14 protein-coding genes are annotated in these 14,300 nt (G+C 67.7%); 8 read left to right on the top strand and 6 right to left on the bottom strand.

The window, feature by feature from the left end; translation table 11 throughout:
- Positions 1–22: 22 nt before the first annotated feature.
- Together ACIBG5_RS38110 and ACIBG5_RS38105 are read right to left on the bottom strand one after the other, a co-directional pair.
- Positions 23–1,705: an ABC transporter substrate-binding protein gene (locus tag ACIBG5_RS38110; protein ID WP_396396671.1), complete on the bottom strand. Its 1,683-nt coding sequence runs from the start codon at positions 1,703–1,705 to the stop codon at positions 23–25.
- 164 nt (positions 1,706–1,869) lie between these two features.
- Positions 1,870–2,883 (bottom strand): LacI family DNA-binding transcriptional regulator, encoded by a 1,014-nt coding sequence (locus ACIBG5_RS38105; RefSeq protein ID WP_396396669.1) that lies wholly within the window; start codon positions 2,881–2,883, stop codon positions 1,870–1,872.
- 231 nt (positions 2,884–3,114) lie between these two features.
- On the opposite strand from ACIBG5_RS38105, the gene ACIBG5_RS38100 reads away from it, so the two are divergent.
- Complete coding sequence (locus ACIBG5_RS38100; RefSeq protein WP_396396667.1) at positions 3,115–4,308, top strand: ROK family protein; 1,194 nt, start codon at positions 3,115–3,117, stop codon at positions 4,306–4,308.
- Here the strand turns inward: ACIBG5_RS38100 and ACIBG5_RS38095 are convergent.
- Positions 4,305–5,528 carry a ricin-type beta-trefoil lectin domain protein gene (locus ACIBG5_RS38095; protein ID WP_396396666.1) on the bottom strand — a complete coding sequence of 408 codons (1,224 nt, stop codon included), beginning with the start codon at positions 5,526–5,528 and terminating at the stop codon, positions 4,305–4,307. The genes ACIBG5_RS38100 and ACIBG5_RS38095 overlap by 4 nt on opposite strands.
- A gap of 233 nt (positions 5,529–5,761) precedes the next feature.
- Between ACIBG5_RS38095 and ACIBG5_RS38090 the strand changes: the two genes are divergently transcribed.
- The 4 genes from ACIBG5_RS38090 (at position 5,762) to ACIBG5_RS38075 (ending at position 10,295) form a co-directional block, all read left to right on the top strand.
- Positions 5,762–7,648 (top strand): ricin-type beta-trefoil lectin domain protein, encoded by a 1,887-nt coding sequence (locus ACIBG5_RS38090; protein ID WP_396396664.1) that lies wholly within the window; start codon positions 5,762–5,764, stop codon positions 7,646–7,648.
- Positions 7,648–9,018 carry a ricin-type beta-trefoil lectin domain protein gene (locus tag ACIBG5_RS38085; protein WP_396396663.1) on the top strand — a complete coding sequence of 457 codons (1,371 nt, stop codon included), beginning with the start codon at positions 7,648–7,650 and terminating at the stop codon, positions 9,016–9,018. Before ACIBG5_RS38090 ends, ACIBG5_RS38085 begins: the two co-directional genes overlap by 1 nt.
- Before the next feature lie 92 nt (positions 9,019–9,110).
- Positions 9,111–9,941 (top strand): MerR family transcriptional regulator, encoded by an 831-nt coding sequence (locus tag ACIBG5_RS38080; protein ID WP_396396662.1) that lies wholly within the window; start codon positions 9,111–9,113, stop codon positions 9,939–9,941.
- 3 nt (positions 9,942–9,944) lie between these two features.
- Positions 9,945–10,295, top strand: a complete 351-nt coding sequence (locus ACIBG5_RS38075) for a VOC family protein (protein ID WP_360444649.1) — start codon at positions 9,945–9,947, stop codon at positions 10,293–10,295.
- Here the strand turns inward: ACIBG5_RS38075 and ACIBG5_RS38070 are convergent.
- Positions 10,292–11,074: a hypothetical protein gene (locus ACIBG5_RS38070; RefSeq protein WP_396396661.1), complete on the bottom strand. Its 783-nt coding sequence runs from the start codon at positions 11,072–11,074 to the stop codon at positions 10,292–10,294. The two genes, ACIBG5_RS38075 and ACIBG5_RS38070, sit on opposite strands and share 4 nt — an antisense overlap.
- 97 nt (positions 11,075–11,171) lie before the next feature.
- On the opposite strand from ACIBG5_RS38070, the gene ACIBG5_RS38065 reads away from it, so the two are divergent.
- On the top strand, positions 11,172–11,792 hold the full coding sequence (locus ACIBG5_RS38065; protein WP_396396660.1) for a hypothetical protein: 621 nt from the start codon (positions 11,172–11,174) through the stop codon (positions 11,790–11,792).
- A 1-nt stretch (position 11,793) separates the two neighbouring features.
- Here ACIBG5_RS38065 and ACIBG5_RS38060 read toward each other — a convergent pair whose 3' ends face one another.
- Together ACIBG5_RS38060 and ACIBG5_RS38055 are read right to left on the bottom strand one after the other, a co-directional pair.
- A complete protein-coding gene (locus ACIBG5_RS38060) occupies positions 11,794–12,099 on the bottom strand; it encodes a metalloregulator ArsR/SmtB family transcription factor (RefSeq protein ID WP_360444641.1) in 306 nt (101 codons plus the stop codon).
- A gap of 26 nt (positions 12,100–12,125) precedes the next feature.
- On the bottom strand, positions 12,126–12,701 hold the full coding sequence (locus tag ACIBG5_RS38055; protein WP_396396658.1) for a TetR/AcrR family transcriptional regulator: 576 nt from the start codon (positions 12,699–12,701) through the stop codon (positions 12,126–12,128).
- Positions 12,702–12,734: 33 nt separating this feature from the next.
- Between ACIBG5_RS38055 and ACIBG5_RS38050 the strand changes: the two genes are divergently transcribed.
- Both ACIBG5_RS38050 and ACIBG5_RS38045 read left to right on the top strand, forming a co-directional pair.
- Complete coding sequence (locus ACIBG5_RS38050; protein WP_396396657.1) at positions 12,735–13,484, top strand: SDR family NAD(P)-dependent oxidoreductase; 750 nt, start codon at positions 12,735–12,737, stop codon at positions 13,482–13,484.
- 102 nt (positions 13,485–13,586) lie between these two features.
- Positions 13,587–14,264: a DedA family protein gene (locus tag ACIBG5_RS38045; protein ID WP_396396656.1), complete on the top strand. Its 678-nt coding sequence runs from the start codon at positions 13,587–13,589 to the stop codon at positions 14,262–14,264.
- The last annotated feature ends 36 nt before the right edge of the window (positions 14,265–14,300 follow it).

The raw sequence follows: 14,300 nt of genomic DNA, 5'->3' as shown, positions 1-14,300 counted from the left end.
GCCTGGCGCCGCGGGCCGCGCCTCACTGGGCGCCGGCGGGCTTCAGGTTCAGGACGATCTGCAGAGCGTTCTGCTGGGTCGGCTGGGCCGGCCCGTACTGGTTCTGCTCGTCGGGCCAGCCGACCCAGTTCTTCGTGCTGTAGAGACCGCCGACGTTCGAGGCCGAGGTGGGGATCACCGGCATCTGCTCGACCATGATCTTCTGCAGCGTGTTCAGCGCGGTGGTCCTGGTGGCGTCGTCGGTCGCGTTGGCGTACTGGTCCAGCGCCGTGGTCGCCTCCGGGCTGTTGAACCGCCCGTAGTTGCCACTGACGCCGCCCTTGCCGACCGGCTTCAGGATCTTGCCGTCCATGATGTTCTGGTAGATGTCGTACGGCGTCGCGCCGCCGTTGGTCCAGTGCATCGCGGCGTCGAAGTTGCCCTCGTCGATGTTCTTGAACCAGGCGTCCTGGTTGGCCTTGTCGACGGTTGCCTTGATCCCGATCGTGGACAGGTTGTCCTTGATGATCTCCAGATCGGTGATGTAGTCCGACCAGCCGGCCGGGTCGGTCAGCGTGATCGTCACCGGCTTGCCGGTCGGGTCCTTGAGGACGTCGCCCTCGAGCTTGAAGCCGGCGTCGGTCAGCTCCTTCTTCGCGGCCTCGACATCGACCGAGTGCTTCTTGTCCTTGAAGTCGGGGGCGATGAACGACTCACCGGCCGGCGTCGGGATGCCGGTGACGGACTCGACCTTCGGATAGAAGTAGCCGGCCTCACCCTGCATGAAGATGTCGTCGCGGTTGATCACCTTGTCCATCGCCCGCCGCAGCGCCGGGTTGTCGAACGGCTTGCGGGTGGTGTTGATCCACAAGCCGTGGATGCCGAGGTTCGCCGGGAACCAGAGCTTGTGGTTCTTCTCGTCCTTGGCCTGGTAGACGGCCTTCACGTTCGGGACGAAGACGAAGCTCCACTCCGACGCGCCGTTGGCCAGCGCGGTGGTCTGCGCGTTGTTGTCGTTGTACGACGTGTACCGCAACTCCTTGACCTTCGGCAGGTCCTGCCAGTACGAGTCACGCAGCACCAGCGTGGTGGTCTGCGGGGTGAACGACTTGACCGTGTACGGGCCGGTGCCGATGGGGCTCTTCAGCGTGTCCTGGGTCGGGTCCTTGAGCGTGGACCACTGGTGCTTCGGGACCACGAAAGCGGTCAGGATCTTGTTCTGGTTGACGAACTGGGACCGGGTGAAGGTCAGGTCGACCTTGTTGCCGGAGGTGGTGATGGTCCCGTACGGGATCGCCTCCGGGTTCAGGGCCTCGTTGTCCTTGCGGATCTGGAAGGAGTACGCGACGTCCTCGGCGGTCATCGGCTGGCCGTCGGACCACTTCACGCCGTCGCGGACGGTCAGCGACAACTTGGTGTAGTTCGCGTCGAACTTCCACTCGGTGGCCAGCCAGGGTTTGCCCGCCTCGGTCGGCTTGATGCCGTTGATCATCACCAGCGGCTCGAAGATCATCCAGCGGTAGCCCAGCGAGGCGCCCGAGGAGGAGCCGAGGAACGGGTTGTGGTTCTCGGTCTGCGGGCCGTTCGGCATACCGACATTCAGGACGGTGGCGGTACTGCCGGAAGCGCTGCTGTTGGTCTTCCCGTCCCCGTTACTACAGGCAGCCAGTACGGCTGCCGCGAGCAAGCCCGACAGGGCCAGCGCGACAGTGCGTCGTGCTCGCATCGGTTCCTCCTGTGCATCTGTTGGCGGATGGCCCACCCTGAGCCGGTGGGCCAGTGCATGGTGGCGTGAAAGCGCTCTCATGGGAAGAGCTCACACCCTGTCGTTCGATGTGTGGGGAGTACGCCGGCGGCGGGACAGGGGCAGCTGCCCCGCCACCGGAGCTTCTAGTGGGACCGGGCTTTCGGGGCGGTTGAGCTGCGGACGATCAGCGTCGTCGGCAGCACTTGGGGTTCGTCCGGCAGCGGGGTGCCGCCGAAGTAGCCCATCAGCATCCGGGCGGCCGCCTGGCCCATCTGGCGCATCGGCTGATGCACCGTGGTCAACGGCGGTTCGGTGTGTTCGGCGTACGGGATGTCGTCGAAGCCGATCACCGACACGTCGTTCGGCACGTTCCGCCCGGTCTCGCGGACGGCCTGGATGGCGCCGCCGGCGGACAGGTCGTTGTGGGCGAAGACGGCGTCGAACTCGAGGCGCTGGTCGAACGCGTGCTGGATGCCGCGGCGTCCGCTCTCGTGGGTGAAATCGCCTTCGAACACGAGTCCCGGATCGAGCTCGATACCGGCTTCGGCGTAGGTGTCGCGGAAACCGTCCAGGCGTTCGTGGGTGCAGCCGAACCGCTCGACACCGGTGATCACCAGCGGCCGGTGGCGGCCGAGCTCCAGCAGGTGCTGCGCGGCGCACTCACCGCCGGCGTAGTTGGTGGTGGCGACGGACGGGAACTGCGGGCGCTTGGCACGGTCGTCGATCAGGACCACCGGGAGGCCGCGCGCGTGCAACTGCTCGATGTAGGTGAGGGTGCCTTCCGGCTCGATCACCAGCAGGCCGTCGAACGACTGGGCCGAGACCTGCGAGGCGAACTGGTGCATCGACTCCTCACCCCGGTTGAAGGTGAACAGCAGCAGTCCGTAGCCCTCGCTCTCGACCACGTCGACGGCGCCCTGCAGCACCTCGCCCATCCAGGGCCAGGTGAGCGACGGGACCAGCATGCCGACGATCCGGGTCCGGCCGCGGGCCAGGCCGACCGCGCGGGCGCTCGGCACGTAGCCGAGCTCGGCGATCACCTGGCGGACTCGCTCCGCGGTCCGCAGATCGAGCTCGCCCTTGCCGTTGAGCACGCGCGACACGGTGGTCTTGCTGACACCGGCACGCGCCGCGACATCGGCGATGGTGATCGACATGCTGACTCCCCTCGGGCGGTCGGGGTCCAGTCCGGGACCGGTGTCGGAACCGGTTTCGGAAGCGGTTCCGTAGAGTGAAGCGGAGACGACGAGGGGTCGTCAATCACAGGGTGGTAACGAATCGCGGCTTAATTCACAACTTGGAGGAAGGCGCCTCTTCCGGGCCGCCGTACGACGTGATGGACTCGGGGCGAGCGGCCTGCCTGGGGCCGGACCAGGTAGGGGCAGGGCATGGACGTTCGGCGGACCACTGTGCGCGACATGCGCCGGTCCAACCGGTCGGTGATCCTCACCGGCATCTTCCGCGACGGCCCGCTCAGCCGTCAGGAGCTGAGTACCCGAACGTCGTTGAGCGCGGCCAGTGTCAGCAACCTGGTCTCCGAACTGATCGCCGAAGGCGTGGTCGAGGAGGCCGGCTCGGTCGAGTCCGAAGGCGGTCGGCCACGCGTCCTGCTGCGGGTGTCACCGACGTTCCGGTACGTCGTCGGCGCCGAGGTCGGCGAGACCCGCGTACGGGTCGAGCTGTTCGACCTCGCGATGCGGGTACTCGCCCGCGCCGACCACCCGATCCACTCGCCGACACCGGCGATGGTAGTGAAACACGTGCTGGCGGGCCTCGGTGCGGTGCTTGCCGAGGCCGGTGTCCGGCCGGAGCAGGTGCTCGGTCTCGGTGTCGCGGCGGCCGGGATCGTCGAGGGTGACGCCGTCGTCCATGCGCAGACGCTCGGGTGGGACGCCGTACCGCTCGGCCAGATGCTTGCCGAGGGCACCGATATTCCGATCCAGGTGGACAACGGCGCGAACACGCTCGGCCAGGCGGAGATGTGGTTCGGGGCCGGCCGGGGCGCGACGGACGCCGTGGTGGCGCTGGTCGGATCCGGCGTCGGCGCGGCCCTGGTCGCGGACGGGTCGAGCTACCGCGGAACACGCAGCAGCGCGGGCGAATGGGGCCACATGACGATCGCGTACGGCGGTCGAAGGTGCCGCTGTGGTGCGGACGGATGTCTGGAGGCGTACGTCGGCGCGGAGGGCGTGCTCGGCCGCTACCGTGAGCTCGGCGGGCGGGGCCTGTCCGGCGACGAGGAAGCGGCCTTCGTCGGCCTACTCGATGCCGTGAGCACCTCGGAGGCCGCGGCAACGGTCGTGACGGACACCATCGGCTACCTCGCCGCTGGGTTCGCCAACCTGGTCAACCTGGTCAACCCCGAGCGCATCGTCCTCGGGGGCTGGGCCGGATTGCTGCTGGGGGAGCGCTATCTGCCGCAACTGCGGGAGGAGGTCGGCCGGCACGCGTTGCAACAGCCGTACTCGCAGGTCTCGATCGTCCTGTGCGAGTTGGGCCGCGACGCCGTAGCTCTCGGCGCCGCGACCCTTCCCGTACTGCGGCTACTCCGCGACGGAGGCGTCGTACCTGGCCGTCGCTAGACCGTCCACTTCTGGTTGGCGGCGCCGGTGCAGGTCCAGGTCTGGACCGGAGTGGCGTTGGCCGAGTTGTTGCCGGTGACATCGAGACACTTGTTGGCCTGCGGGTTCGCCAGGTCGTGCGCAGCGGAGTACGTCCATTGCTGGGCGCCGGAGCCGTTGCAGGTCCAGAGCTGGACTTTGGCGCCGTCGGCAACCGATCCGGCGTTGACGTCGAGGCACTTGCCCAGGGCGCGGATCGTGCCGTCGCCGGGACGGGTCCACTGCTGCGCCCCGGTCCCGTTGCAGTCGTAGAGCTGAACCGGCGTACCGTCGGCGGAGTTGGCGGCGGCGACGTCCAGGCACTTGCCGGCCAGGCCGGTGATCCGCGAACCGCCGGAGCTGCTGCCGACGTCGGAGACGCGGACGTAGTCGACCGTCATCGTCTGCGGCATCACAGTCGAACCGTCGGGGTAGCCCGGCCAGTAGCCGCCGACCGCGACGTTCATGATCATGAAGAACGGGTGGTTGTAGACCCAGGTCTTACCGTTCAGGTCGGCCGGTGTGCGGCGTTGGTACTGGACGCCGTCGACGTACCAGGTGATCGAGTTCGGCTCCCAGTCGACCCGGTAGGTGTGGAACCCGTTGCGGAACGGCTGTCCGTCCGGAGAGTTGTACGCCGCGCCGATGCCGTCGGCACCGGAGTAGCCCGGCCCGTGGATCGTGCCGTGCACGATGTTCGGCTCGCGGCCGATGTTCTCCATGATGTCGATCTCACCGTCGTTCGGCCAGTTGCCGCCACCCAGCATCCAGAACGCGGGCCAAACCCCTTGTGTGCCAGGGATCTTGATCCTGGCCTCGAAGCGGCCGTACGTCTGGGTGAAGGTCTGGGCGGTGAGCAACCGGGCCGACGTGTACTGGCACGGGCCGTAGTGACACTGGAAGCCGGCGTTCTCCTGGCGGGCCGTGATCACCAGGTTGCCCTGGCCGTCGAGCGCGGAGTTCCGGGTGCTGTTGGTGTAGTACTGCCGTTCGTCGTTGCCCCAGCCGGAGCCACCGATGTCGTAGCGCCACTTGCCGGGATCGGGGGCCTGGCCGGCCGGGCCGTCGAAGTTGTCCTCCCAGATCGTCGCCGTGGGCGCGGCGGCGGCCTGCGGACGGGCCTCGGCAGGTGCTTGGAGCAGTGTGGTGCCGACCAGAGCGGCACCGATCGCGACGAACGCAGCCATGCGGGAACGCTTCATGGACGCCTCATTTCTCGCGGGGGCGGTCGGAGAAGAGATGGCCGCAGCTTGGTGTGGGAACGCTCTCACGTCAAGGCCGGGACTAAATAAAAGACCTGAAAAAAGTCTCGGCATCCCGTTGACACCGGCATGCACCGATGGTTACCTCGTGGTGACCACCTGTTGCGGCGCGGGCAGACGCCGACAACTCCCCGATGTCTCCAGAACCCTTCTGAACAAGGGAGAACCGCCCCATGCCCGCGAACGGGAAACCTCGTCGCGCCCTTCGCCTGCTGCCACTGGCCGTGGCCGTGGTGTGCGTGGCCGCGACCGGACTCGGATTCGGCACCGCCCCACCCGCCCAGGCCGCCGGTGAGCAGGTCAACATCTGGCTGACCACCACGAACGACTCGGCCGGCCGCAACGTCACCCGCGGTCTGCAGCAGCAGGCGCCGGTGAACTTCGGCCCGGCCGGCGGCTCGGCCAACCAGACGATCACGGTCAACGAGAACACGACGTACCAGTCGTTCGAAGGTGGTGGCGCGTCGTTCACCGACAGCGCCGCCTGGCTGCTGAACAGCAGCAACACGATCAGCGCGGCCACCCGCGACCAGGTGATGAAGGACCTGTTCGACCCGGTCAACGGGATCGGCCTGGCTTTCACCCGCAACCCGATGGGCGCCTCGGACCTGGCCCGCTTCAACTATTCGTACGACGACACCTGCTGCGATCTCAACGACTTCAGCATCCAGCACGACCTCGCGGACGTCGTACCGCTGACCAAGCAGGCCAAGCAGCTGAACCCGGCGCTGAAGGTGAAGGGTGCGCCGTGGAGCGCGCCGGCCTGGATGAAGGACAACAACAAGTTCACCAACCGCGGCTGGCTGAAGGCCGAGTACTACCCGCTGTACGCGCAGTACTTCGTCAAGTACATCCAGCAGAACGAGGCCCAGGGCAACCACATCGACTACGTCTCGGTGCAGAACGAGCCGACCTGCTGCGGCACCGACGACACCGGCTACGCGTCGATGAACTGGAACGGCGCCGGCCTGCTGAACTTCACCAAGAACCACCTGTTCCCGGCGTTCCGCGCGGCCGGGATCACCACCAAGGTGCTGGTCCTGGACTACAACTGGGGCAACTACAACGACCTCGGTTCGGTCCCGCTGGCCGACGCCGGCCTGCGCAACGACCCGCTGTTCGGTGGCATCGCCTGGCACGGGTACGGCGGTGACGTGAACCTGCAGACGCAGATCCACAACCAGTACCCGACCGTGAACGCGTACATGACCGAGCACTCCGGCGGAACCTGGATCCCGAACCAGCAGGTCGAGGACATGAACAACCTGATCGACTACACCCGCAACTGGGACAAGTCGTGGGTGAAGTGGAGCCTCGCGCAGGACGAGAACATGCTTCCGTACGTCGGTGCCGGGTGCAACGTCTGCACCGGCCTCGTCACCGTGCACCGCAACGACAGCCAGCGCGGTCAGGTCACCAAGACCGTCGAGTACTACACGATGGGTCACCTGACCAAGTTCGTGAAGCCGGGTGCGCTGCGGATCGACTCGAGTGCCAGCAACTCGGTGAAGAACGTGGCGTGGAAGAACCCGGACGGCTCGAAGGCGCTGATCGCGTTCAACACCACCGGTAGCTCGCAGTCGGTGCGGGTGAACTGGGGCAGCCAGTCCTTCGTCTACACGCTGCCGACCAAGACCTCGGCAACCTTCACCTGGTCCGGCACACAGGGTGGCGGTGGCGGCACCGGTTCCGCGATCACCGGTTTGGCCGGCAAGTGCATCGACGTCGCCGGTGCCAACTCGGCGGACGGTACGACGGTGCAGCTCTACGACTGCAACGGGTCGGCGGCGCAGCAGTGGGAGCGCCCGGGTGACGGGACGATCCGTGCCCTCGGCAAGTGCCTCGACGTGAACGCCGGCTCGGTCGCCAACGGAGCGAAGGTTCAGCTCTATTCGTGCAACGGAAGTGCCGCCCAGCAATGGACTTATACAAGCGGGAGAGATCTGGTGAATCCCCAGGCGAACAAGTGTCTTGATGTCACTGGCAACAATTCGGCGAACGCCACACCGCTGCAGCTGTGGAGCTGCACCGGCGCCGCAAATCAGAAGTGGAACGTCTGATGCGCCGGGTGGCGGCGGTCGCCGCGACTCTGGTGCTGGGTGCCGGTCTACTGATGTCGGCCGCGCCTGCACAGGCGGCGACCGGGACGATCACCGGCCTGGCCGGCAAGTGCGCGGACATCGCTGCGGCGAGCAGCGCGGACGGCACTCAGGTCCAGCTCTACGACTGCAACGGCACCAGTGCGCAGAGCTGGAGTCGGAACTCGAACGGGACGCTGACGGCATTGGGCAAGTGTCTGGATGTCAGCGGTGGGTCGGTTGCCAACGGTGCCAAGGTGCAGCTGTGGACCTGCAACGGCAGTGCCGCCCAGCAGTGGTCGTACACGTCTGGCCGTGACCTGGTGAACCCGCAGGCGAACAAGTGCCTCGATGTCACGGGCAACAACTCTGCCAACGGCACTCCGCTGCAGCTGTGGACGTGCACCGGTGCGGCGAACCAGAAGTGGAACGTCCCGGCGGCAGACGATGGTCCGCCACCGGCGGACGGTGCTCCGATGGCGGCAGCGCCGTACCTCTACCAGGGCTGGGGTAGTCCGCCCAGCCCGGCGACCGTGATGAACGCGACCGGCGTCAAGTGGTTCACGATGGCGTTCATCCTGTCCAACGGCTACTGCAACCCTCAGTGGGACGGGAACCGGCCGCTGACGGGCGGAGTCGACCAGCAGGCGCTCACCGCGATCCGGTCCAACGGTGGCGATGCTGTCGTGTCGATCGGTGGCTGGTCCGGCAACAAGCTCGGGCAGAGCTGTGGGTCGGCGAGTGAGCTGGCGGGCGCGTACCAGAAGGTGATCAACGCGCTGTCGCTGAAGGCGATCGACATCGACATCGAGGACCAGGAGATCGCCGGCGCCGCGGTGCGGCAGAAGGTGATCGACGCGCTGAAGATCGTCGAGCAGAACAACCCCGGCATCGCGACGTACCTGACCTTCGGTACGACGACGTCCGGGCCGGACGGCAACGGCCAGGACCTGATCCGGCGTGGTGCGGCCTCCGGGCTGAACCTCGACGGCTGGGTGATCATGCCGTTCGACTTCGGCGGTGGCTCGAGCAACATGGGCACGCTGACCCGGCAAGCGGCTGACGGGCTGAAGAACCAGGTCAAGTCGGCGTACGGCCTGAGCGACGACGCGGCGTACCGGAAGATCGGCATCTCGTCGATGAACGGGATCACCGATGTTGCCGGTGAGCGGGTCAACCTGTCCGACTTCGAGTCGATGCTGTCGTACGCGAGCGAGCACCACCTGGCCCGGTTCACGTTCTGGTCGGTCAACCGCGACCGGCCGTGCAACGGCGGTGGCGCGGACACCTGCTCCGGCGTGCCGCAGCAGGCCTGGGACTACACCAAGGTGATCGGTCGCTACCGCGGCTGATCCGCACCAACCCTGAGCCGGCGTCGCCTTGTTCCCGGGCGGCGCCGGCTTCGGTTTGACTCTCCGGTTACCGGAGGGTGGATGGTGGGGTCATGACGGCAACGGTGACGGTCGGCGAGTTCTCCCGCTTGACCCATCTGAGTGTGAAGACCCTGCATCACTACCACGAGATCGGCCTGCTCGCGCCGGCGTCGGTCGACCCGTCGTCCGGCTACCGGCGGTACGAGACGACTCAGGTCGAAGTCGCCCAGCTGATCCGGCGACTGCGCGAGCTGCGGATGCCGCTGCCGGAGGTCCGGTCGGTCGTCGACGCGGCCGACGGCGGCACCCGGGAGGAGACGCTCCGCGCGCACCTGGACCGGATGGAGCGGGAGCTCGCACACACCCGTGACGTGGTCACGTCGCTACGCGAGATGCTGACCCTCGAGCCGGCCGAGCTCGCCGTCGAGTATCGGTTCATCCCCGCGTTCCGCGCGTACGGCGTCTCCGGTCACGTCGAGCGGGAGGGGATCGGGGAGTGGTGCGAGTTCGCGTTCGGGCGGCTCGGCGCGATCGCCGCCCGCGACGGCATCCTCGCGACGTCCGGAGCGACGTACAGCGATGAGTTCTTCACCGAGGATTCCGGTCAGGTGGTCGCGTTCCTGCCGGTCGCGCCGGATCAGGCGCCGGCCGAAGGTGTCGAACTGGTCGACCTTCCCGGCGGGTTCTTCGCGATCGCCGTCCACAGCGGGCCGCTCACCGACTTCGACCTCAGCTACGGAGCGCTCGGCAGCCATGTCGCGGAGCACTGCGAGGTCGCGCCGGGCCCGATCCGTGAGTTGTACGCCGTCGGCCCGGGGGACGGCCCCGACCCGGCGAGCTACCGCACCGAGATCTGCTGGCCGATCCGCCAGATCCCCACATCCCCTGTCACGAAAGGCTGATCCATGTCCATCGCTCTCGAGAACGTCGTCTTCGACAGCTCCGACGCCACCGCGCTCGCCACCTTCTGGGCCGGCGTGCTGTCGTCGGAGGTCGATGCTGGCGGCAACGAGTTCTTCGCCACCGTGAACAAGGCCGCGGACGGCCCGACGCTGATGTTCCTCCAGGTCCCCGAGCCGCGCGTCGGCAAGAACCGGCTGCACCTCGACCTGGCCACTGCCGACTGGTCCGCCGAGGTCGACCGCCTGATCGCACTCGGCGCGAAGCGTCACGACGAACACGACGAGTACGGCGCCCACTGGATCACGCTCGCCGACCCCGAGGGCAACGTCTTCGACCTGGCCGAGGTCCGCTAACCGGCCACGTAGCGGACGCCGTCGAAGGTCGCCCGGCCGGCGTCGACCTGCTCTTCCAGGCGGGCTCGCGCCTGCGCCACCGGCCACCGGAAGGCGCGGGCGAGCTCGCCTGGCGTGGTGGCGACCATGGTGTCGAGGAATCGTCCGGTGGCGAGCGTGTGATCAGTGGCGCCACCGACGTCGAACTGATGACAGGTGAGCGCGATCAGCGCCGCCGGCCAGCCGGATCCGGTCTCGTGGACACCTGCCGTGGTCACCAGCAGATTGCGCTGCAGCTCGGTGATCGCCCGTTGATAGCGGCTCTTGTTGCCGATCAGGGCCCGTAGGGTGGCACTCGGCAACGGCTCGGCCGCGATCGCGTCGGCGATCTCATGTGCAGTCGGCGACAGTTCCAGGAACAGGTGGTCGCTGGGGTCGCCCGGCGCTGGGTAGAGCGCCCTCAGCAGCTCCGGCGACAGGAAGGACCCGCGGCTGCCGAGGTAGGCGCCGTACCAGGCGAGGCCGCGCCGGGGGAGTTCGTCCTTCCAGGTCCAGACGCGTTGCTCGTTCGTGCCCATGCCGCTGCCGAACGGCTCCTCGTCCTCCCCGGCAACCGCCTCCCACAAGGAGGGTACGACGGTGTGCGGCGCCGGGAAGAGCAGCGCGAAACCGACGTCGTCGACGAACTTCGCGGCCCGCTCGATCGATCCGATCCGTCGTCCGCGGACCCACCAGCGGGTGGCGCGCGCCTGGCCGAGCTCGGCGTCGGAGGTGCCGGGGATTCCCATCGGGCCAGTCAACCATCCCTCCCTTGTGCTGGTGGTGCAGGCGGAGGACTGTGGGATCAGACCGGTGGCACTGCCCGGGGGTGCCGCCCTGACGGTAAGGGGGTGGAGCATGTACGCGCGTTCCACCACGATCAACGCGATGCTGATGTCGATCGACGCGGGCGTCGCACAGGTGCGCGACGACGTGATGCCCACTCTCATGGAGATGGAGGGCTGTATCGGCCTGTCGATGATGGCCGACCGGGAGTCCGGTCAGTGCATCACCACCACCGCGTGGCGGTCGGAGCAGGCGATGCGTGCGACCGACGAAGAGTTGCGGCCGGTCCGGGAGCGGCTCGCGCGGACGCTCGGTGGCAGTCCGCAGGTTCAGGAGTGGGAGATCGCCGTACTGCATCGGGATCACCGCTCGGTCGCCGGTGCGTGCATCCGGGCGACATGGGTGAAGGTCGACCCGGCGACGCTGGAGCGGGCGATCGACGTCTACCGGTTGGCCTCACTGCCGCGGCTCGAGGACCTGGCCGGATTCTGCAGCGCCAGCCTGCTGGTCGACCGCGCGTCCGGCCGGGCCGTCTCGTCGGTGACCTATGACAGCCGGGAGGCGATGGACGCCAACGGCGAGGCCGCCGCCTCGATGCGCGCCGCCACCAGCAAGGACGCCGGCGCACAGGTCCTCGACACCGGTGAGTTCGAGCTTGTGATCGCCCACCTGCGCGTCCCCGAGCTGACCTGACTCAGTCCATCCGGTCGAGGTGGGCCTCAAGGGCGTCGAGGCGGTGGTGCCACAGGTCGCGGTACGGCTCGAGCCAGGCGTCGATCTCGGCGAGCGGCGCGGGGCGGAGGCGGTACCAGCGGCGTTGCGCGTCCTGTCGGACCTCCACCAGCCCGGCGTCGCGCAGGACCTTCAGATGCTTCGACACCGCGGGCTGGCTCAGCTCCAGTTGCTCCACGAGTTCCCCGACCGGTCGCTCGCCGGTCCGCAACAGGTCGAGGATGTCCCGCCGCCGCGGTTCCGCCAGCACCTCGAACGTAGTTGCCATATGAGGAATATACGTCGGCGGTCCGCTCAGAGCGATTGCCCGAAGGTGCTGGTGAAGGCCTCGCGGAAGAGTTCGGGCAGGCTGCTCTCGCCGTCCTCGGCCGCCCAGCGGAGCAAGGCGGTGTAGGCGACGCCGAGGACGGCTCCGGCGGCCGCGCGGGTCTGGAACTCGGCGGTGGGGTCGTCGGAGCCGGCGCCGATCCCGGTGACGAAGGCCTCCTGGAGGCGGTACTGGCTGTCCAGGTGGCGGGCCTGGAGGGCTGGTGTCGAGATCATCAGCCGGAGCCGGTCGAGCAGGATCTCCCGATCGTGCGTGTCGGCCAGGTCGAACGTCGCCAGCACCGTGCGGCCGATCCGGTCCGCCAGTGAGCCGGTCGCGGGAAGTTCGCTGATCGTCGCCGCGGCCAGTTGGTCGAAGTCGTCGTACAGGACGAGGTCCTCCTTGGTGGGGAAATGCCGGTAGACCGTCATCGCGGAGACGCCGGCCGCGGCGGCGACGTCGTTCACCGTGGTCGCGTCGTACCCGCGGTCGACGAACAACCTGATCGCCTGCCGCTGGATCCGGTGCCTGGTCTCGGCTCGCTGGCGGTCCCTCAGACTCATGTGGTAGATACTAACAACATGATAGTTTCTAACATGAACCAGAGGGTGGCGTTGGTGACCGGCGCCTCGCGCGGGATCGGTCGTGCGATCGCGGAGCGGCTGGCTGCGGTGGGTACCGAGGTGGCGGTGCACTATCACCGCGACAAGGCGGGCGCTGAGGAAACGCTTGAACGGATCGGGGGTCGTGGCTTTCTGATCGGGGCCGAGCTCGGCGTCCCCGGTGATGTCGACGAGGTGTTCGGGCAGCTCTCGGACGGCCTGGCCGGCCGGTCCCTGGATGTGCTGGTCAACAACGCGGCGGCGCCTCCGGCCGGTCCGATCGAGACCGACACCGAGGCTGGGTTCGATGCGCTCTTCGCTGTCAACGTCAGAGCGCCGTACTTCCTGATCCAGCGGCTGCTTCCGGTACTGCGTGATGGTGGCCGGATCATCTCGCTCTCGTCGGGTGCCACTCGCTTCGCGAACCCGATCCAGACGTCGTTCGCGATGACGAAGGGTGCGGTGGAGACGATGACCATGACGCTCGCGCACGCGCTCGGTCCCCGGAACATCACTGTCAACGCGGTGTCGCCGGGCGCGACCCGGACCGAGGCGAACGGCGCGTCCTTCGAGACGCCGGGGCTCGTCGACTTCGTCACTCAGAACACGTCGCTCGGCCGGCTCGGTCGCGGCGAGGACGTCGCCGAGGTGGTCGCGTTCCTCGCCTCCGACGATGCTCGCTGGATCACCGGGCAGACCGTGGACGCCACCGGCGGGCTGTTCCTCGGGCCACGGTTCGGCTGAGCGGGGTGGGGTTTTCCCCCGGTCGGTACGGTGGAAAACCCGGCCCGGGACGGTGGTTGGCCCCAGTGTGGGGAGGGTGTTCGCGCACCTACCGTCGTCCGCATGTTCACGACGAATCAGGTGATGATGACCGCGCTGCAGGCGACGCAGGAGCCGACCGGAGGAGTGGCCGGCTGGGCCATCGACCTGATGGAGCGGCTCGGTGCACCAGGTGCCGGACTTGCGGTGGCGCTGGAGAGTCTCTTTCCACCGTTGCCGAGTGAGGTCATCCTGCCGCTGGCGGGGTTCGCCGCCAGCCGCGGCGATCTCGGGCTGGTGAGCGCGATCGTGTTCACCACGCTCGGCTCGATCGTCGGCGCGCTCGCCCTGTACGGCGTGGGTGCGGGGCTCGGCCGTGATCGCACCAGAGCGGTGGCGCGGAAGTTGCCGCTGATGAAGATCGAGGACGTGGACAAGGCCGAGACCTGGTTCACCCGGCACGGGTCGAAGGCGGTTCTGATCGGTCGATTGGTGCCGGTGGTGCGCAGCCTGATCTCGGTGCCGGCCGGCGTGGAGCGGATGCCGGTGGCGTTGTTCCTGGTGCTGACCGCACTGGGGAGCCTGATCTGGAACTCGTTGCTGATCGTCGCCGGTTACCAACTCGGTGAGCGGTGGCAGGTCGTGGAGTCGTCGGTGGGCGTCTTCCAGTGGGTCGTGATCGCTGCTGCGGTCGTGGCGGTGGTTTGGTTCGTGGTGGCGAAGCTCCGCGGCCGGCGTTCGGTATCTGAGAAAGTCAAGTAGCGCGCTCGACTTTGATTAGGCTCGATCCATCACCAC

The sequence above is a fragment of the Kribbella sp. NPDC050241 genome (genome assembly GCF_044459685.1).
Lineage (GTDB): Bacteria > Actinomycetota > Actinomycetes > Propionibacteriales > Kribbellaceae > Kribbella.
The sequence above is the reverse complement of the archived record's forward strand: the minus strand, read 5'-3'. Positions and strand labels throughout refer to the sequence as shown.

Bases quoted from the DNA above. Each gene is read 5' to 3' on its own strand.
- ACIBG5_RS38105 (WP_396396669.1), bottom strand. From the start codon at position 2,883: ATGTCGATCACCATCGCCGATGTCGCGGCGCGTGCCGGTGTCAGCAAG.
- ACIBG5_RS38090 (WP_396396664.1), top strand. From the start codon at position 5,762: ATGCCCGCGAACGGGAAACCTCGTCGCGCCCTTCGCCTGCTGCCACTG.
- ACIBG5_RS38055 (WP_396396658.1), bottom strand. From the start codon at position 12,701: ATGAGTCTGAGGGACCGCCAGCGAGCCGAGACCAGGCACCGGATCCAG.
- ACIBG5_RS38095 (WP_396396666.1), bottom strand. From the start codon at position 5,528: ATGAAGCGTTCCCGCATGGCTGCGTTCGTCGCGATCGGTGCCGCTCTG.
- ACIBG5_RS38085 (WP_396396663.1), top strand. From the start codon at position 7,648: ATGCGCCGGGTGGCGGCGGTCGCCGCGACTCTGGTGCTGGGTGCCGGT.
- ACIBG5_RS38110 (WP_396396671.1), bottom strand. From the start codon at position 1,705: ATGCGAGCACGACGCACTGTCGCGCTGGCCCTGTCGGGCTTGCTCGCG.
- ACIBG5_RS38045 (WP_396396656.1), top strand. From the start codon at position 13,587: ATGTTCACGACGAATCAGGTGATGATGACCGCGCTGCAGGCGACGCAG.
- ACIBG5_RS38100 (WP_396396667.1), top strand. From the start codon at position 3,115: ATGGACGTTCGGCGGACCACTGTGCGCGACATGCGCCGGTCCAACCGG.
- ACIBG5_RS38075 (WP_360444649.1), top strand. From the start codon at position 9,945: ATGTCCATCGCTCTCGAGAACGTCGTCTTCGACAGCTCCGACGCCACC.
- ACIBG5_RS38080 (WP_396396662.1), top strand. From the start codon at position 9,111: ATGACGGCAACGGTGACGGTCGGCGAGTTCTCCCGCTTGACCCATCTG.
- ACIBG5_RS38060 (WP_360444641.1), bottom strand. From the start codon at position 12,099: ATGGCAACTACGTTCGAGGTGCTGGCGGAACCGCGGCGGCGGGACATC.
- ACIBG5_RS38050 (WP_396396657.1), top strand. From the start codon at position 12,735: ATGAACCAGAGGGTGGCGTTGGTGACCGGCGCCTCGCGCGGGATCGGT.
- ACIBG5_RS38065 (WP_396396660.1), top strand. From the start codon at position 11,172: ATGTACGCGCGTTCCACCACGATCAACGCGATGCTGATGTCGATCGAC.